Origin of the sequence: Plantactinospora sp. WMMB334, assembly GCF_049179095.1 — a bacterium.
Classification (GTDB): Bacteria; Actinomycetota; Actinomycetes; order Mycobacteriales; family Micromonosporaceae; genus Plantactinospora.
The window spans coordinates 5,733,987-5,753,240 of record NZ_JBMHME010000002.1 but is presented as its reverse complement, the minus strand read 5'-3'; the positions used below and the strand labels follow the sequence as shown (position 1 = coordinate 5,753,240).

Below are 19,254 nucleotides of genomic sequence, written 5' to 3'. Positions count from 1 at the left end.
TCCGTGACTGGCGACGGCCGGTCCGGGCGCTTCCTCGTCCGGGTCGGCATCGCCTCCGCACCCCGCCGGGTGCGCGTACTCACCCTCGTCCTGGTGCCCGTCGCGCTGTTGCTCGCCGTGGCGGGCCTGCTCGTCCCCACCGAAGCGTCCGGCGGCTCGCTGCCGGCGGCAGGGCGGCTCGGCATCGCCGCCGCCGCGATGGCGGTCGCACAACTCTTCCGGCTGCGGCTCCGGGTCGGCACGGGCCGGGTCAGCGTCACCTGGGGCGAGGCGTCGTTCATCATCGGTCTCTCCCTGGTGCCGCCCGGTTGGCTGCCGGCCGCCGCGCTGCTCGGCGCGCTGCTCGGCTGGACGCTGCTGACCGTCTTCGTGGACCGGCGCTCCGCGCTGGACGTCGTGCACACCACCGCCTCCCTGGCCACCGCTGTCGCGCTCGGCGTCGCGGCCACACTGGCCGTCGCGGCGGCGCTCGGCAGCGCGGTCCCGGAGGCGGTGCGTGCGCCGCTCGCCACCGGCCTGACACCGCCGCTGATCGCCGCCCTCGCGGTCGGTGCGCTGACCTATCTGCTGGCCAGCGCGTGGCTCGTCGGACTGACACTCTCGCTGCGGCACGGCGAACGGATCTGGCCCGCACTGCTCGGCGCCCTACAGGGCAAGTCGCTGATGTTCGTCGGCAACGTCTTCGTCGGCCTGGCCGTGGTGGCGGTGCTCGGATACGACCCGCGCTGGCTGCTCTTCCTGCCTCCGGTGCTGTGGCTGCTCCAGCAGACGTACAGCCATCGGATCCGTGCCGACGACGAGCGCCGGGCCTGGCGCGCCCTTGCCGAGGCCACCGGCGCGCTCAACCAGCTCGACGAGCACAACGTCGCCACGGCCGGGGTGACCGGCCCGCTCACCCTCTTCGGCGCCGACTGGGTCGAGATGGACGTCCGGCGCGGCGACGGCCGGTGGCGGCGCTACCGTGGCGAGCCGGGTCGGCCGGTGGCGCACCGCGACCTTGCCGCGACCGAGCGGACCGACTCCGGGCCGGACCTCCCGTGGGGTCGTCGCCCCGGCGTCGGTCGACTTCCGCTCACCAGCCGGCTCGGCCTGGAACTTGTCGGAAGCGACATCGGCGTCGACCTGGCCGCGGGGCGGGGTGCCACTCCTGCCGGCAGCCGGCCCGGCCCCGGTGCGGTTGGGCCGGCGGGTGGGCGCACCGAGCAGGAACTCGTCCGGCCGCTGGTGGTCGGCAGCTCCCCGGTCGGCGAGCTGCGGGTCCGCTTCCCCCGCTCGGCCCCGCCCGGCCAACGGGAGCAGGACGCCCTCTCGGCCTTCGGCGACGCCCTGGCGGCCGCGCTGCACGACGCCGCGACGCACCTCCAGCTCCGACTGGTGACGGCGCAGTCGTCGTACGAGGCGGTGCACGACGCGTTGACCAACCTGATCAACCGGGCGGCGCTGCTGAGCAAGGGTGACCTGGCGCTGCACCAACTCGGCCACGACCATCCGGTGGCCCTGCTGCTGCTCGACATCAACCATTTCAAGGAGGTCAACGACACGCTCGGCCACGCGGCCGGCGACGAGCTGCTCCAGGTGACGGCGGACCGGCTGGAGGCGTTGGTCAACCCCGGCGAGCTGCTGGGCCGGCTCGGTGGCGACGAGTTTGCGCTGCTGATCCCGTTCCCGTCGGTGCCGACCCCGTCGACGGTGCTCTCGACCTCGTCCCCGATGGTGCTGACACCGGCTCCGGCCGGGCCGGCCGAGCCGGGTAGCGACCGCTCTCCGCTGCCGAACGTGCTGCGCCGGGCCCGGGAGATCGTCGAGCTGCTCGCCGATCCGATCGAGGTGGCCGGGGTGCGGATGTCGGTCGAGGTGTCGGTCGGGGTGGTGGTGGCCGGTGCGGGGACGGCCGACATGACCGAGCTGCTGCGCCGGGCGGACATCGCGATGTACCAGGCGAAGCAGGGTGGCGGCAGCGTCGCGTCGTACGACAGCGCGCGGGACGCCGCCAGCACCGACAAGCTCGCCCTCGTCGCCGAGCTGCGGGAGGCGCTGGACGCCGACGACCAGCTCGAACTGGCGCTGCAGCCGGCGGTGGACCTGTCCACCGGTGAGCCGACCGGGGTGGAGGCGTTGATCCGCTGGCGGCATCCCCGGCGGGGCCGGCTCACCCCGGCGGACTTCGTCCGGACGATCGAGGGCAGCGAGCTGCTCGGCGCCTTCACCCGGTATGTGGTGGACAAGGCGCTCGGGGTGGCGGCCGACTGGGCCCGGCACGGTCTCGACGTACCGATCTCGATCAACCTCTCCGCGCGCAGCCTGCTCGACCCGCGGCTGCCGGCGGAGGTCGCCGAGTCGCTGCGCCGGCACCAGGTGCCGGCGCACCGGCTGGTGCTGGAGATCACCGAGACGGTGGTGATGAGCGAGCTGGAGGTGATCGACGAGGTGCTCTCCGCGCTGCGCGGGATGGGGGTGCAGCTGGCGGTCGACGACTTCGGCACCGGCTTCTCCTCGCTGACCTTCCTGACCCGGATCTCCGTGGACGAGCTCAAGGTCGACCGGTCGTTCGTGATGAAGATGGCCGAGTCGCCGGAGGCGGCGGCGATCGTCCGGACCACTGTGGACCTCGGCCGCGAGCTGGGGCTGCGGGTGGTGGCGGAGGGGGTGGAGACCGCCGACCAGCGGGCCGCGCTCGCGGAGCTGGGCTGCACCGCCGCCCAGGGCTACCACTTCTTCCGCCCGATGCCATCCGACAAGATCGTCGCGGTACTGCGCTCCCTGCTCGACTCCGCCCAGGCCCGGATCCTCCCCCTCCGCGCCGACGGCGCCTCCTGACTCACCACCCCACCCGCGGACGGCGGGTGCGGACGGTTGAGTAGCGGGGCTCAGGGGATCCGCTGCCACCCTGGCTCTGCCCGCCGCCCTTGGCCGCCCAGCCCCGATCCGCCCCGGCGTCGATCGCGATCGCCCCGACGGGTCCACCCGGTACGGCGGTCGCCTCTCCAGCCGGTAAGCCCGGTACGGCGGTCGACTCTCCACCCGGTAAGGCCGTCGTCCCGGTCTCCCCACCCGTCTCTCCGGGCGGGACGGTCACCCCCGGGCCGGAGCGGCCCCGGCCGGTGGCCGAGCGCACGGTCAACGCGACCATGGGCGATCACCGTGTCTACGAGTACGTGGCGCGGTATCCGGCCGGACTCGCCGATACGGCGCTGGACGCGCTCCGGGGCGAGCTGTCCCGGTGTGGCCGTCCGGCCGGGGGCGACGACTGGAAGATCCTCGCCGAGGACGCTGCCGGACTGCTGATCCTGCGTTCCTACTCCGACGGTGACGCGACCGCCGCGTACTACGTCGGGGTGGCCCGGGACTACCTGGTGGCGGTGCTGGTCATCGGCACCCGGACGGCGAGCGGCGACCCGACCACCGCCTCCGGCCTCGGCAGCACGGCGCTGGCCCGGGCCGGCGGCGCCCGGGGCACGCCGGCGCCGCCGACCACCGCCGCCGGGCCGGCCGAATGGTCGACGTTCCAGGCGGAGGTGACCGGGGTACGACGCGGGCCCGACCCGCGCACCCTGCTGGTCGACGTGGCGTTGCCCGCCGGGCACCCCGAGTGCGCCCGCGATCCCCGGATCACCTCCTACACCGAGGAGCACAACCTGATCCACGCCAACGTGGTCCAGGACTCGGCCCGCAGCGGGATGGTCGGCGGCTGCCCGACGACGGCACCGGGGGTGGCCCGGTTGACCGCGCCGAAGCCGGTCGGCGACCGGATCGTGGTGCTCAACGGCCAGCCGTGGGCGCCGGACGGCGACGGATACCGCCGCTGCGACCCGGATCTCGGCTGCACACCCCCGGCCGACCACTGCGACACGACCTGGGTGCTGGCGGCGATGAAGGGAATGGACGTGCCCCGGAACAGCTCCCGGCACGTGGAGGAGTGCGACGGCCGCTGGCTGGTGATGACGGTCAACCTGAACAGTACGCAGTGCGGTGCGGGCGGTCGCCCCGGCTGCTCGGCACCGCCGTCCGTGTACCGGTACTTCCTGCGCTTCGAGCCGGCCGGCTGGCGGACCGTCGCGCGCAGCGCCGGACCGGGCTGCGCCGACGTGCTGAAGGCGGCACCGGACTTCCCGCCGGCACTCTGCCGCACGCTCCCCGCCACCCGTTAGCGCTCCCCGCTCCCCGTTAGCGCTCCCCGCTCCCCGTTAGCGCTCCCCACCCCCGTCGGCGCACCTCGGCGGCGGCTTCCGGGGGCCGCCACCGGCGCGATCCCGGGCGGGCGGTCCGTCGAGCGGTTATGGTCGTCGGGTGAATCGACTGGCCGACGCGACCAGCCCGTACCTGCTCCAGCACAAGGACAATCCGGTCGACTGGTGGCCCTGGACGGCCGAGGCGTTCGCCGAGGCGCGCCGCCGGGACGTACCGGTGCTGATCTCGGTCGGCTACGCCGCCTGCCACTGGTGCCACGTGATGGCGCACGAGTCCTTCGAGGACCGGGCCGTCGGCGCGCTGGTGAACGAGAACTTCGTGTCGATCAAGGTGGACCGGGAGGAGCGGCCGGACGTCGACGCGGTCTACATGACCGCCACCCAGGCGATGACCGGGCAGGGCGGCTGGCCGATGACGGTCTTCGCCGCCCCGGACGGCACCCCGTTCTTCTGCGGCACCTACCTCCCGAAGGCCAACTTCGTCCGGCTGCTCCAGTCGGTGACCGAGGCCTGGACCGGGCAGCGGGAGGCGGTGCTGCGCCAGGGCGCCGCCGTGGTCGAGGCGCTGGCCGGCGCCCAGGCCGTCGGCGGGCCGAGCGCCCCGCTCACCGCCGAGTTGCTCGACGCCGCCGCCGACCAGCTCGCCCGGGAGTACGACGAGACCAACGGCGGCTTCGGCGGCGCGCCCAAGTTCCCGCCGCAGATGAACCTGCTCTTCCTGCTCCGCCACCACCAGCGCACCGGCTCCACCCGGGACCTGGAGATCGTCCGGCACACCTGCGAGGCGATGGCCCGGGGCGGGATCTACGACCAGCTCGCCGGCGGCTTCGCCCGCTATTCCGTGGACGGGCACTGGACGGTGCCGCACTTCGAGAAGATGCTCTACGACAACGCGTTGCTGCTGCGGGTCTACACCCAGCTCTGGCGGCTCACCGGCGACGGGCTGGCCGGCCGGGTCGCCGCCGAGACCGTGGCGTTCCTCCTGGACAACCTCGGCACCCCGGCCGGTGGCCTCGCCTCGGCGCTGGACGCCGACACCGACGGCGTGGAGGGCGCCACCTACGCCTGGACCCCGGCCCAGCTCGTCGAGGCGCTCGGCGACGACGACGGCCGCTGGGCCGCCGACCTCTTCGCCGTCACCGACACCGGCAGTTTCGAACACGGCACCAGCGTGCTGCGGCTGGCCCGGGACATCGACGACGCCGACCCGGAGATCCGGGAACGCTGGCAGCGGGTCCGGGCCCGCCTCCGGGAGGTACGCGACCAGCGGCCCCAGCCGGCCCGGGACGACAAGGTCGTGGCGGCCTGGAACGGCCTCGCTGTCACCGCCCTGGTCGAGTACGCCACCCTCACCGCCGACCCGGTCTCCGGGGCGGCGGCCGTGCGGATCGCCGAGGTGCTGGCCGAGCGGCACCTCGTCGACGGGCGGCTGCGCCGGGTCTCCCGGGACGGCCGGGTCGGCGAGCCGGCCGGGGTGCTGGAGGACTACGGCTGCGTCGCCGAGGCGTTCTGCGCCGTGCACCAGTTCACCGGCGAGGGACGCTGGCTGGAGCTGGCCGGGCAGCTGCTCGACGTGGCGCTGGAGCGGTTCGGCACCGGGCAGGGCGGGTTCTACGACACCGCCGACGACGCCGAGCAGCTGGTCAGCCGGCCGGCCGACCCGACCGACAACGCCACCCCGTCCGGGCTCTCGGCGGTGGCGGCGGCGCTGGTGGCGTACTCGGCGCTGGGCGGGCGGGTGCGTTACCGGGAGGCGGCCGGGACCGCGCTCGGCACGGTGGCGCCGATCGCCGCCCGGCACGCCCGGTTCACCGGCTACGCCGCCACGGTCGGCGAGGCGCTGCTCTCCGGCCCGTACGAGATCGCGGTGGTCACCGCCGAGCCGGCCGGTGACCCGCTGCTGGCGCTCGCCCACCGGCACGCCCCGCCCGGCGCGGTCGTGGTGGCCGGGGAGCCGGACCGCCCCGGCGTACCACTGCTGGCCGACCGCCCGATGCGCGACGGCGCCACGACCGCGTACGTGTGCCGGGGTTTCGTCTGTGACCGCCCGGTCAGCACCGCCGACGACCTGCTCGCGCAGCTCGGCGCGGCCGGGAGTTAGGCTTGCGCCCGCTATGGATTCCCGCACGGGTCTGCCCGTTGTCGGCATGGTGGGCGGCGGCCAACTGGCCCGGATGACCCACCAGGCCGCGATCGCCCTCGGCCAGTCGCTCCGCGTGCTGGCCCTCGACCCCTCCGACGGGGCGGCGCTGGTCGCCGCCGACGTCCGGTACGGCAGGCACACCGATCTCGCCGCGCTGCGCGACTTCGCCGAGGGCTGCGACGTGGTCACCTTCGACCACGAGCATGTGCCGAACGAGCACGTGCGGGCCCTGGCCGGGGCAGGCGTGCCGGTCTATCCGCCCGCCGACGCGCTGCGGTACGCCCAGGACAAGTGGGCGATGCGGGAGAAGCTGACCGAGCTGGGCGCCCCGGTGCCACGCTGGCGGTCGGTGGCCGGAGCGACGGATCTGGTCGATTTCGTCGCCGAACTGGGCTGGCCGGTGATCCTCAAGGCGGCCCGGGGCGGCTACGACGGCCGGGGCGTCTGGGTCGTTTCCGGCCCGGCCGAGGCCGCCGACCTGGTCGGCCGGCTGCGCGCCGCCGGCACCGAACTGATCGCCGAGGAGCGGGTCGCGCTGCGCCGGGAGCTGGCGGTGCAGGTCGCCCGCTCGCCGTTCGGCCAGGTGGCGGCGTACCCGGTGGTGGAGACCGTGCAGCGCGACGGCATCTGCGTCGAGGTGCTGGCCCCGGCGCCCCGGCTGCCGGAGGAGCTGGCGCTGCGGGCCCAACAGCTCGCCATCGACCTGGCGACCGCGCTCGGCGTGGTCGGCCTGCTCGCGGTGGAGCTCTTCGAGGTCTCCGGCGTCGCCGGCCGGGCGGACGACGGATCACCGGCGAGCGGCGGGAACGGCGAGCCGGCGCTGGTCGTCAACGAGCTGGCGATGCGGCCGCACAACTCGGGGCACTGGACGATCGAGGGGGCCCGGACCTCCCAGTTCGAGCAGCACCTGCGGGCGGTGCTCGACTATCCGATGGGTGACACCGCGCTGACCGCGCCGGTGGTGGCGATGGCGAACGTGCTCGGCGGCCCGGAGGGCGGGATGTCGATCGACGAGCGGCTGCACCACCTCTTCGCCGAGGACCCGGGCGCCAAGGTGCACCTATACGGCAAGCAGGTCCGCCCCGGCCGCAAGATCGGGCACGTCACGGTGCTCGGTGACGACCTGGAGAAGGTACGCGCCCGCGCGGTACGGGCGGCCTGGTGGCTACGGGAGGGGCACGAGTGACGGAGTCAGCGCCACCGGTCGGCCTGATCATGGGCAGCGACTCGGACTGGCCGGTGATGGGCGCGGCTGCCGAGGCGCTGGCCGAGTTCGGCGTCGGCTACGAGGTCGGCGTCGTCTCGGCGCACCGCACCCCGGTCAAGATGATCGAGTACGCCCGGTCCGCCGCCGGGCGGGGCATCCGGGTGGTCATCGCGGGTGCGGGCGGTGCGGCGGCCCTGCCCGGCATGGTCGCCTCGGCCACCCCGCTGCCGGTGATCGGGGTGCCGGTGCCGCTTGCGCACCTCGACGGGCTCGACTCGCTCCTCTCCATCGTGCAGATGCCGGCCGGCATCCCGGTGGCGACCGTCTCGATCGGCAACGGCCGCAACGCCGGCCTGCTCGCCGTACGCATCCTGGGCGCCGGTGACGGGGCGCTGCGGGAGCGGATGGCGGCGTACCAGGCCGAGCTGGAGCAGGTGGTCGCCCGCAAGGAGGCCAACCTGCTCGCCTCCCTCGGGCCACCGGCCGGCTGAGGAAGCCCGCACACCCGCCCGGTCCACGCGCTCAGGCGGCGTCCAGCCGAGTCAACACGCCGCGGAACGTCGACAGCGAGATGGAGTCGCCCTCGGTGGGCACGACGTCGAGCAGGTAGACCAGTCCTGAGGCCCTCCACCGCAGTTGGAACCGGTCCCCGCCGTACCGATAGATCGCGCCCTGGGCCCCGGCCACCTCGGCCGTGCCGACGGGGTCGGTTCCCGGCGCCCTGGCCAGCGCGTGGTCCGGCGGGTATCCACTGATCCGGATGTCCGGGCCGCCGGGCCGGGTGTACGCCTGGCTCCACGCGCCGGGCGGCGCGGCGTCGGCCGGCGTGGGTACCCCGAAACCGGTCGGCACCTCGGACGAGCCGTCATCACCTCCGGGCACCGCTGGCAGGTCCGCCTCGCGGTAGACCGGGCGGCGGCCGTTGTCGTACCCGTCGATCAGCGTGCGGCGGCCCAGCGGCTCCGGAAGGTTGACCGGCACGATGGCCAGCTTGTCGTCTCTGACGCAGCCGATGCCGGTCCCGGAGCCGTCGGAGACCGTGATGGTGAGTGCCGCACTGCCAGTGGTGACGGTCGCCTCGGGACGCAGGGAACCCTGGCAGGGCGGAGCGTCGAGCGGACGCGAGACGTAGAGGGTGGCGGCGGTGCCGGCCCGGTCCAGCCGAGACATCCACCAGACAAGTCCGGTATTTCCCGTCACACCGACCCCACCCGTCGAAGCGGGCGTCGTGGGCTCCGTCCCGTCCGAGCTGGCCGCCTGGCAGCCGGCGGTGCCGGCCAGCAGCACCAGCGTCGCGACGGCACTCCCGACGCCGCTGCGCCGTCCCGTACGACGTTGCCGCGTCCGCGTTCTGACGCTCATTCCCGTTCGCCTCCTACCTGTGGGCAGGCGCAGCCACGCGCCGCCGCTGATGGGTTAGGAAGGGCCCCCGCATCTACAGAAAACGATAAGCGGGGGCCCTTCCTTACACTTCAGCGCATGCCGCGGACGGCGCGGAAGCGTTCCTGGGTGCGGCGGCGGTTCTCGTTGCTGGCGCCGAAGGCGAGCAGCAGCAGACCGACCGGGATCAGCACCAGCCACGGCCCGTAGCTGAACAGGGCGCGCAGCGCGGTGAGCGCGGTGACGACCGCTCCGACGATCACCGGGGCCTGCTGGCGCCGGTTGGCGCCGTAGATCAGGGTCGCCACCCCGCCGAGCAGCAGCAGCACCTGGCGCAGCGCGCTGTCGTTGCCGAAGAGCACGATCACCAGGGTCGGCAGGAAGGCCGCCACCAGCGCCGGGCCGTACGCCGCCCAACTGCTCAGGTCGGCCCGGTGCCGCAGCTCCAGGAGGCCGACCAGCAGGGCCAGCGCCGCGAACGGCAGCGTGTACGCCTCCGGCAGCGCGACGTCGGCCAGTGCCATCAGCAGCCACCAGGCGACGATCTCGCAGCCCACCGCCGACCAGAAGAGCGTGCGCCGCTCGACGGTGCTGCGATACGGCCGCAGGGCGGCCATCCCGAGCACGGCGCCCCAGGCGGCGAGCAGGGCGGCGATGTGCCGGGGCGAGTCGTAGGCGAGCGCGGCGGCGATCAGCGCGGCCGCGTAGCCGGTCCACTCCACGGTGGCCGCCTCGCGCATCGCCTCGGGGCGGCGCAGCCGGGGCAGCATCGCCGCGACCAGCAGCAGCACCGCGCCGACCGCCAGCACCCCGAACGCGGACCAGGCCGGGTCGAGGCCGAGGACCAGGCCGGCGGTGAAGACGAAGGTCTGCGCCATGATCGCGGCGAAGAGCCAGCCGAGGATCCGGGCGTTCTGGCTCCGGCCGCCCAGCGCGGCGACCGCGCCGACGCCGACCGCCGTGCCGAGGGTGAAGAGGGTCAGCTCGCGGGTGGCCAGCGCGCCGGCCAGCCCGGCGCCACCGGCGGCCAGCCCGATGCCGAAGACCAGGATGCGGGTCAGCCGCAGCGAGCGGGCCACCTCGGCGTCCGGCGGCGGCGGGGTCAGGGCCAGCCCGAGCATCGCGATGGTGAAGACCGCGAGCGCGGCCAGCGTGGCGTTCGGCCAGGCCAGGCCGAGCGAGATCGGCGTGATCAGCAGCGTGATCGCGGCTCCGGGCAGCACCACCGGCACCGCCCGGGCCGGCCGGCCCTCGCTGAACCCGGTGGCGGCGAGCCCGGCCGCGATGGTCAGCAGCAGGGCCGCGAGCACGTTGCCGGGGTCGACGGCGCCGGGCTCCGGATCGGTGAGCCCGGCCGGCGGCCCCTGCCAGACCTGGCCGAGCGTCTGGTACGGCTCGACCAGCGCGGCGACCAGGGCGGGGGCGAGCGCCGCCACGGCCAGCGCGGTGGGCAGCGTGGCGGCGAGCATCGCCCCGACGGCGGGGCTGACCGACCAGCGGCCCCGGACCGGCTCGGGAAGGCGACGGAACGCACCGCCGAGCATCACCGACCAGCGCCGGATCGGCTCGCGTAGCGGGGTCGGGGCCGGGGTGGCGGCCCGGACCAGTTCGGCGAGGACCCCGAGCAGGACGGCCGCGGCCGCGTAGACGCCCCAGGGCAGGCCGGTGAGGAGCGCCGCGACCGGGGCGGCGGTCGCACCGCCGACGACGCCGATGGTGGCGTACGGGAGGTACTGCGGGACCTGCCGGCGGACGAGCCCGACCACCGCCACGCCGAGGCTGGCCCCGGCCAGGCTGGCCAGCACCACGACCTCGGCCGGCCAGCCCAGCGCGGCGGCGAGCGCGGCGAGCGAGCCGGCGGACGCGACGAGCGCACCACCGGCGGCGAGCCCGCCGATCTGTGCCGTCTGTGGCGCCAGCGACAGGGAGTCGGCCTCCTCCGCCGGGCCGGAGAGGGTGCCGACGACCCGGGCCAGGACGGCGACGACGACGCCGATCAGCGCGACGACACCGAGTGCGGCAGCGGTCGTCCAGGGGCGGACCAGGCTCGCCCCGACGGCGTGCAGCGCCACCGCGGCGGCGACGGTGGCCCGGGCCAGTCCGGCCCGGGGGTCGGCGGCGACGACGGAGGTGACCCCGTACACGGTGGCGACCGCGCCGCCGACCACGATCGGGGACCACCACGGCAGCCCGAACGCGGCCGGGGTGCCGACGGCGGCGAGGCCGGCGCAGACGGCGGCGACATCGTAGGACCAGGGTCGGGGCAGGGCGATCGCGGCGGCCCCGGCGAGCAGCACCAGGGCGACCGGTGCCTGCCAGCCGGTGCCGGTCGCGCTGACGTGCCACCGCGTGAGGTCGGCCTCCCAGAGCCGGCCGGGCGTGGCCAGCACCTCCAGCCCGCCGACCAGCGCCGTCCAGGCGGCGATCAGCCCGACGACGCCTCCGGTCAGCGCGATGCCGAGGATCGGGCCGCGCCGCCAGTGCTCCGGCATGGCCCGGATCCCGGCCGCCACCACCAGGATCACGAAGGCGGCGGCGGCCAGCTCGGCGCCGTCGCCGAGGACGCCGGCGATCCGGGCGAGGGTGCCGACCAGGGCGGCGGTCACCGCGGCGGCGGCGATGTCGGAGCCGTCGAGCAGCCGGTCCGCCCGCCGGCCGGCGTCGATCGACGGCGCCAGTGTCAGCAGCACCGCGCTGACCAGCAGCACCGCGCCGACCAGGGTGTCCGGCAGGGTGGCGCCGGGCGCACCGAAGGCCGCCGCCGTGACCGCGAGCGCGCCGAGCCCGGTGCCGACGGCCAGTGGGACGCTGATCTGCCGCTGGGCGACCTGGGTGACCGCCGCGTAGCAGAGCACCGCGCAGACGGCGAGGAAGCTGGCGGCGAGGACCGGCTCGGTCGCCTCCCGTACCGACATCGCGGTCGGGGTCGGGTCGACCGGCACCGCCGACGCGACGAAGGCGGCCACCGCGCCGGGGAAGGCGAACGCGGCACCACCGGCCGCCCAGTCGGCGACCAGCCCGGACCAGCGGCCCATCGGCAGCGAGCGGGTGGTGGGTGCCAGCGCCGCCGCCGCCCCGGCGACGGCGAGGGTGAAGAGCACGGCGGCGGTCAGGCCCGGCCGGGCCACCGAGGCCGCCGCACCGGCGAGCCCGACCACGGCGGCGGCGATGGCGTGGGTGAGCGCGACCCGCCGGGTCTCGGCGGTCAGCCCGACCAGACCGATGCCGATGGCGACCAGCACCGGGGGCCAGGGTGCCGCCGCCCAGCCGAGCCCGAACGAGGCGGGCATGGCGAGTGCGGTCAGCGCCGCGCCGACCACGGCGAACTCGCGGCGTACCTCGGGTGGCGAGGAGAGCACGGCGGCGACCGTCAGCAGCAGGGCGGTGACGGCGAGCTGCCAGGAGGTGTCACCGACCCCGGCGGCGAGCGTGCCGGGGTATGCGGCGAGGTCGGCCTCCCAGACCGGCAGCGCGGCCCGGATCGGGGCCGAGGCGGCCCGGAGCACGCCGCCGGCCACCACGATGCCGATCACGATCAGTGCGGCGGCGGAGGCCAGTTGCGGTCCGCGCCGGGCCGCCTCGGGCACCGCCCGTACGCCGATGCCGGTGAGCGCGATGACGGCGGCGATCACCACCAGGGCCCGCCCCGGCAGCGCCACCGCGGCGACCCGGCCGAAGGCGCCGATCACGGCGAGCGTCATGATCCCGGCGCCGATGTCCGGCAGGGGCGGCCGGCGCAGCGTCAGCGCACCGGCCAGGCCGACAGCGGCGGCGAGCAGCAGGGCCATGCCCGCCCGGGCCGCACCGGGCACGGTGTCGGCGTCCACCAGTGCCACGACCGCACAGACCACCGCGGCGGCGAAGGCGATGCCGTGCAGCGTCCAGGCCAGCTCCCGGAGCCAGGGGATGCTGGCGGTCGGCCGGACCCCCGGGGTGCGGACCCGCCTCGCCGGCCCGCCCGGTGCCGGCTCCGCCTCGACGACCGCGTCCGCCTCCTCCGGGAACGTCTCCGGCCGGTCCGGCCCGGTCCCGCCGGCCCGGGTCCCGGGCGTGCCCCGGTCCGGTCGGTCCGGATCGTCGGGGAAGCCGTCGGGACGGTCTCCGGAGCCGCCCCCGGGACGATCTCCGGGCCCGCCGTCGGGCCGGGACGGCCGGACCTCCAGCGGCACTCCGGGGCCGAACCGGAAGCGGGCCGGCCAGCCGGTCAGCTGCCCGTCGTCACCGAAGAGCCGGGCGAGATAGAGATTGCCGACCGCCACCGCGGCGAGCACCACGGACCAGCCGACCGGCCCGGAGATCCAGCCGTAGGCCAGCAGCGGCAGGATCGGCTGGACGGCGAGTACCGCCGCGTAGCGGGGAGCGTTCAGCCCTGTCGCCCCGGCGTAACCGGCCGCCACGACGGCGGTGACCGCGAAGGTGAGCCCTCCGAAGAGCGACCCGGGCAGGTCGCTGTCGGCGAACCGGTCGACGGTCCAGAGCGCGTACCCGGTCAGCGGCACCAGCAGCAGCCCGACCGCCGCGACCGTCTCGGCGGTGGCGCTCAGCCCACGCCCGGCCACCCGGGGCGGTACGGCCAGCATCAGCGCGGTGGCCAGGACCAGGATCGCCACCCGGCTGAAGTCGTCGAGCGAGCTGAGCGCCACCGCGACGAAGACCACGGCCGCGATGCCGAGCAGCAGCGCACCGAGCCCGAGCAGGATGTTCTGCACCTCGCGGGTGGAGGCCTCCGGCCGGGCCTTGCCGTCGTCCCAGGCCGGTTCGGCGCCGGGCACCGGCGGCGGGGGTGGGGGCGGCGGCACGGTCGACACCCGCTCGGTGCCGCCGCCCTTCGACTGCCGGGGCACCCGGGGCGGCGGCCCGCCCGGCCCGCCGGCACCGCCCGGTCCGCCCGCACCGCCCGGCCCGCCCGCACCGCCCGGCCCGCCCGCACCGCCCGGCCCGCCCGGAGCGGTTGGTGCCGCCGTCGGCGGGCGGCGGGCGGCCCGGCGCCGGAGCACCCGGCGCGGCTTGTTGCTCTGCTTGCGGCGCTGGTCCGCCGCGTGCCCCAGGATGTCCCGCTGGAAGAGTGCCGCCTGCATCTGCGAGGCGATCGTCTTCTGCTCCTTGGCGAGCGCCGCCTCGCGGATCTTCATCTCGGCGATCGAGCGTTCGATCCGGGCCAGGTCGTCGGCATACTGGAGCTGCTCGGCGCCGCAGTACGGGCAGTGTGGCGCCGGCTCGATCTCCCGGCCGCACGAGGAGCACTGGTACGTCGTACTCACGGCATCCCCTCCAGCCGGCGCATGGCCGCGTCACGGGCCTCCACCGAAGCATGCCCATCAAGGGCAACCGTTGAACAGCCCCCGATCGCGTGCGTGACCGGGCTGAGGAGATCCTAAAAGGCCGGCCGTGCACCCGGTCGGGTCCACGGCCGGCAAGTCGGCGTCGAATTCACGATTGTCGCCGTCACGCCCCTGCGGTATCGCGCCCCTGAGGTAGCGGGCGGACCTGCGGCAGCGCTGCCGGAGCTACGGCCGGCCCATGCCCCGGTATTCCCAGCCGGCCTGGGTCCAGAGTGCGGAGTCGAGGCAGTTGCGACCGTCCACGATCCGCCGTCCGGCGGCGAGTTCGCCGAGGGCGACCGGGTCGGCGTTGCGGAAGTCGGCCCACTCGGTCAGCACGCAGACCAGGTCGGCACCGCGGACGGCCTCGTTCATGCTGACCGCGTACGTCAGCTCGGGCCGCTCCCGGCGGGCGTTCTCCATCCCCTCCGGGTCGTAGACGTGCACCTCGGCGCCAGCCTTGTGCAGGGCGGCGGCGACGGCGAGCGACGGGGCGTCCCGGACGTCGTCGGAGTTCGGCTTGAAGGTGGCGCCGAGGACCGCGACCCGGGTGCCGGAGAGGTCCGGGCCGGCCGGCCCGTAGCGGCGGCCGAGCAGCTCGGCGGCGAGCTGGAGCACGCGGCTGCGGCGGCGCAGGTTGATCAGGTCGACCTCGTGCAGGAAGCGCAGCGCCTCGCCGGCGCCGAGCTCCTGGGCCCGGGCCTGGAACGCCCGGATGTCCTTGGGCAGGCAGCCGCCGCCGAAGCCGACGCCGGCCTGGAGGAAGCGGTTGCCGATCCGGGGGTCGTAGCCGATCGCCCGGGCGAGCTGGGTGACGTCGCCTCCGGCCACCTCGCAGACCTCGGCCATCGCGTTGATGAACGAGATCTTGGTGGCGAGGAAGGCGTTCGCGGCCACCTTGACCAGTTCGGCGGTGGCGAAGTCGGTCACCACCAGCGGGACCTCCCGGTCCTCGGTGGCGGCAAGGTCGAAGACGCCCTTGTGCGCGGAGTAGAGCATGCCGTTGGCCCACTCGCTCTTGACCCCGACCACGATCCGGTTGGGCCGGAGCACGTCCTCGACGGCGAAGCCCTCCTGGAGGAACTCCGGGCTCCAGGCGACCTCGACGCCGAGGTCGGCCCCGGCGTGCTTGCCGACGAGCTGCTCGATCCACTCGGCGGTGCCGACCGGGACGGTGGACTTGCCGACGATCAGGGCCTTGCGGGTCAGGTGCTGGGAGAGGCCGGTGACGGCCGCCTCGACGTACGACAGGTCGGCGCCCATCCCGTCGGCCCGCTGCGGGGTCCCGACGCAGATGAAGTGCACGTCGCCGAAGGCGGCGGTCTCGGCGATGTCGGTCGAGAAGCGCAGCCGCCCGGCCGCCAGGTTGCGCTTGAGCAGCTCGTCCAGGCCGGGCTCGTGGAACGGCACCTCGCCACCGGCCAGCTTGGCGATCTTCTCGGCGTCGACGTCGAAGCCGATCACCTCGTAGCCGAGTTCGGCGAAGCAGATGGCGTACGTCGCGCCCAGGTAGCCCGTGCCGAGGAAGGTGAGACGCGGGCGGGAGGCGCCGGAGGGCGGGGTCACCGCCGGGATCGTCGGCATGGGCTGGCTGCTCGGGTACGGGATCGTCACGCCTGTGTTCTCCGCTCGCAGTGGCGGCGCTTCATTGCGTCGCGGTGGTGGGGAGGCCGGCGCCGGAGGAGAGCGCCGCTGCCGGACATTGTGTGGTCTTGTCGGTGGTGTCGAGGCTGCGGGGTCGGCGGGTCGGCCGCGCGTGCCGGTACGACAAGCGCTGAGCCTACGCGGACGGCGCTTCCCGGCGCATCTTCGGTCGGCATCTTCACAGCCCTCGCCGACCGGGTACGCCGACCCGCCCGCCTGGGCCGCCCCTTCCCGCCGCTATTCCCCTGATTTCTGGTGGTAGGCGTGTTTGGTAGCTGGTGGGAAGACGCCGTGCCTACAAGATCTTGACCGCCGGAAATGGCCGCTCATAGGCTCCGAGCCACTCCCAGGTCGATCTTCCGAGACGTCCCGGCCATCCCCGAGAAGGGAATCCGAACTTCACATGACAGTTTCGAAGTTCCCCCTGACGTTTCCGTCGAATCCGCCCAGACCTTCGGATCCGCCGAAGCCCTCGGATCCCCGGAGATCGATGCTCCGGCGGCTCGGCGGGGCCGCGGTCGCCCTGCTGATCGCCCCGCTGCCGCTGCTGCCCGGCACCCCGGCCGGCGCCCACCCCGGCCATCCGCCGGCCTCACCCGGTTGCAGCCCGGACCCGGCCGCCCGGCTCGGCGGGGTGCCGAGCCCGGAGAGCCACCTCGGCTTCCCGCTCGGCCTCGGCCAGGAACGGGTGGTCACCGACGACGAGATCCGCTCCTACCTCGGTGCCGTCGACGCCGCCTCGGACCGGGTGGTCACCGGCAACGTCGGCGACAGCGTGCTCGGCCAGTCGCTGCCGTACGCGATCGTCTCCGACCCCGACCACCTCCGGCGCGGCGCCCTGGAGCGGATCGCGCGGGACGTCCGCGACCTGCGCGACCCGCGGCGGCTGTCGAGCCGGAGGGCGGCGGAGATCGCCCGGAGCGGCCCGGCGATCGTCTGGGTGACCGGCAACGTGCACGGCGGCGAGAAGTCCGGCGCCGACGCCGCGCTGAAGACCCTCTACGAGCTCGCCGCCGGCCTCTCCTGCGAGGTACGCGAGCGCAACGACAACCTCGTCACGATCATCATGCCGACGCAGAACCCGGACGGCCGGGACGCCTCGCGCCGGCAGAACGAGTACGGCTTCGATCTGAACCGGGACTGGTTCGCCCGGACCCAGCCGGAGACCGACGCCAAGCTTGAGCTGCTGCGCCGCTACCCGCCGCAGGTCTTCGTCGACGCGCACGAGATGGGCGGCCGGCAGTACTTCTTCCCGCCGAACGCCGACCCGATCCACCACGAGATCGCGGACGAGCCGGTCGACTGGATCAACCGGATCGGCGCGGCGAACGCCGCCGGCTTCGGCTACAACGGCGCCTGCACCGACGCGGTGACCACCGAGTGCTACTTCAACTACGACGTCTACGACCTCTTCTTCATGGGGTACGGCGACACGGTGCCGGCGACCGGTTTCGGCGCCGCCGGGATGACCTACGAGAAGGGCAGCTCGTCGGCGGTCCAGGACCGGGTGCAGCAGCAGTTCCACACCCAGTGGGCCACCGTCGGCTGGGCCTCGGAGCACAAGCGGGAGATCCTGGCCGGCTACTACCGGATCTGGTCCGACGCGCTCGCCGAGGGGCGGGCCGGGGCGCTCCAGCCCAACGAGGTGGTGCAGCCGACCAACGAGGTCCAGTTCCCGGTGCCGGACGTGACGGTCCGCTCCTACTTCCTGCTGCCCGGCCGGCAGCTCGGCGACGTGCGGCGGCTCGTCGAGCGGCTGCGCCGGATGGACGTCGAGGTCTACCGGCTGACGAGGCCGGTGCGGGTGCCGCACGCGAAGATCTTCGGCGGCCGGTCGGCCCGGAACCACACGGTGCCGGCGGGCGCGTACTGGATCCCGATGGAGCAGCCGCAGAAGCACTGGATCCAGGCGACCATGGGCGAGGACCCGTACGTCCCGTTCCCGTACTTCTACGACGTCTCCTCCTGGAGCAACCCGCTGCTGATGGGCGTGGAGACGATCTACACCGGGGACCGGCTCTCGCCGAGGGCGGAACGGGTCCGCGACATCGACGGCGGGCGGAGCGGATACGCACCCCGGTTCGGCTCGTACGCGTACCCGCTGGACTCGGCGGCGGCGGCCGAGCTGACCTTCGCGCTGCTCGGCGCCGGCGTCGAGGTGCGCCGCGACCAGCGCACCGGGGTCGTCGCCCTGCCGGCGGCCGCCCTCACCGGCGCCCGCGACCGGCTCGCCGAATCGCTCGGGGTGACCCTGACCCCGAGCTGGCGCGGCGCCACCGGCACCCCACTGGCCCTGCCCGACGTCGGCCTGTACGCCGGCACCGGCATCTCCACCACCTCCGGCTCGCACGGCGAGGCCCGGTACGTCCTCGGCAGGCGCTGGGGGCTCGACCTCACCCCCGTCGGCACGGCGGACATCAACGACAACACCGCCGCGTTCACCGGGCGGGACGTGCTGCTGGTGCCGGACGGCGGCAACCCGACCGGCGGCCTGACCGCGACCGGCCAGGCCAACCTGCGGGCCTGGGTGGCGGCCGGCGGCACCTATCTCGGGCTGCGCAACCAGGGCACCCGGATGGCCCGGGCGGCCGGGCTCACGTCAACGGTCGAGCTGCCGAAGCCGGCCGACTACACGGTGATCGGCTCGCACCTGCGGGTCGACGTCGACCCGGGCAGCCCGGTCGGGCTCGGCCGGCCGGCCGAGGACTTCGAGTTCAACAACAACGACTCGATCCTCGCCCCGTCCAGCACCGGCACGAACGTGCTGACGTACCCGGCCGACGGGCGGTTCTGGCACAACGGCTACACGGTGCGGGCCGACGCGCTCAGGGGCACGGTCGCGCTGGTCGACGAGCCGACCGGGGCGGGCCGGGCGGTGCTCTTCGCGTTCAACCCGCTGTTCCGGGCGTACAACGAGAGCGGGCTGCACCTGGTGGCCAACGCGCTGCTGGCGCCACGGCCGGCCGCTGCCCCGGCCTCACCGGACGCCCGGTCGACGGCTCCGGCCGTACCGCCGGCCCGGGCCTCGGCCGCCGCCGTGCCGGCACCGGAGAACCTGGGCGGCGAGTGGCGCCCGATCACCGTCGCGGTCGCCGACGCCGACGCGGGGCGCACCCGCGACATCGTCGCCCGGCACACCGGTGACCTGCGCGTCGCGACCGCGAACGGCGCGAGCTATTTCACCATCCCCAACCGGGACGGTCTCGCCGCGGACGAGCACCCGTTCCTACGCGCCCTGATCCGCGACCTCCGCGCCGCCGGAATCCCGCTCCGCTCCGTCGTCGCCTGAGAAGGATCGCGCGCCAGATGTCGGGAGGGTGGCCTCCGCGCAACGCGGCGGCCACCCTCGCTCGTCCCAGGATTCCCGAAACA

At 74.8% G+C, this 19,254-nt stretch carries 9 protein-coding genes; 6 read left to right on the top strand and 3 right to left on the bottom strand.

Features of this window, described 5'->3' with window-relative positions:
* Nucleotides 1-3 precede the first annotated feature (3 nt).
* From ACN27G_RS24545 to purE, 5 genes are all read left to right on the top strand, one after another.
* Nucleotides 4-2,817 carry a putative bifunctional diguanylate cyclase/phosphodiesterase gene (locus ACN27G_RS24545; RefSeq protein ID WP_421495117.1) on the top strand — a complete coding sequence of 938 codons (2,814 nt, stop codon included), beginning with the start codon at nt 4-6 and terminating at the stop codon, nt 2,815-2,817.
* 311 nt (nt 2,818-3,128) lie between these two features.
* A complete protein-coding gene (locus tag ACN27G_RS24540) occupies nt 3,129-4,148 on the top strand; it encodes a hypothetical protein (protein ID WP_421495116.1) in 1,020 nt (339 codons plus the stop codon).
* A gap of 139 nt (nt 4,149-4,287) precedes the next feature.
* The gene (locus ACN27G_RS24535; protein ID WP_421495115.1) at nt 4,288-6,288 is read left to right on the top strand and encodes a thioredoxin domain-containing protein; all 2,001 of its coding nucleotides are present in this window, start codon (nt 4,288-4,290) and stop codon (nt 6,286-6,288) included.
* A gap of 13 nt (nt 6,289-6,301) precedes the next feature.
* Nucleotides 6,302-7,516, top strand: coding sequence for a 5-(carboxyamino)imidazole ribonucleotide synthase (locus ACN27G_RS24530; RefSeq protein ID WP_421495114.1), 1,215 nt, complete (start codon nt 6,302-6,304; stop codon nt 7,514-7,516).
* A gap of 29 nt (nt 7,517-7,545) precedes the next feature.
* The gene (purE, locus tag ACN27G_RS24525; protein ID WP_421497444.1) at nt 7,546-8,028 is read left to right on the top strand and encodes a 5-(carboxyamino)imidazole ribonucleotide mutase; all 483 of its coding nucleotides are present in this window, start codon (nt 7,546-7,548) and stop codon (nt 8,026-8,028) included.
* Between the two features lie 31 nt (nt 8,029-8,059).
* On the opposite strand, the gene ACN27G_RS24520 is transcribed toward purE, so the two are convergent.
* The 3 genes from ACN27G_RS24520 to ACN27G_RS24510 form a co-directional block, all read right to left on the bottom strand.
* Complete coding sequence (locus tag ACN27G_RS24520) at nt 8,060-8,899, bottom strand: hypothetical protein (RefSeq protein ID WP_421495113.1); 840 nt, start codon at nt 8,897-8,899, stop codon at nt 8,060-8,062.
* A 110-nt stretch (nt 8,900-9,009) separates the two neighbouring features.
* Entirely contained in the window at nt 9,010-14,178 is a 5,169-nt protein-coding gene (locus ACN27G_RS24515; RefSeq protein ID WP_421495112.1) for an SCO7613 C-terminal domain-containing membrane protein, read from the bottom strand.
* 246 nt (nt 14,179-14,424) lie between these two features.
* Complete coding sequence (locus ACN27G_RS24510; RefSeq protein WP_421495111.1) at nt 14,425-15,852, bottom strand: UDP-glucose dehydrogenase family protein; 1,428 nt, start codon at nt 15,850-15,852, stop codon at nt 14,425-14,427.
* Between the two features lie 520 nt (nt 15,853-16,372).
* Here ACN27G_RS24510 and ACN27G_RS24505 point away from each other — a divergent pair.
* A complete protein-coding gene (locus ACN27G_RS24505) occupies nt 16,373-19,171 on the top strand; it encodes a M14 family zinc carboxypeptidase (protein ID WP_421495110.1) in 2,799 nt (932 codons plus the stop codon).
* The last annotated feature ends 83 nt before the right edge of the window (nt 19,172-19,254 follow it).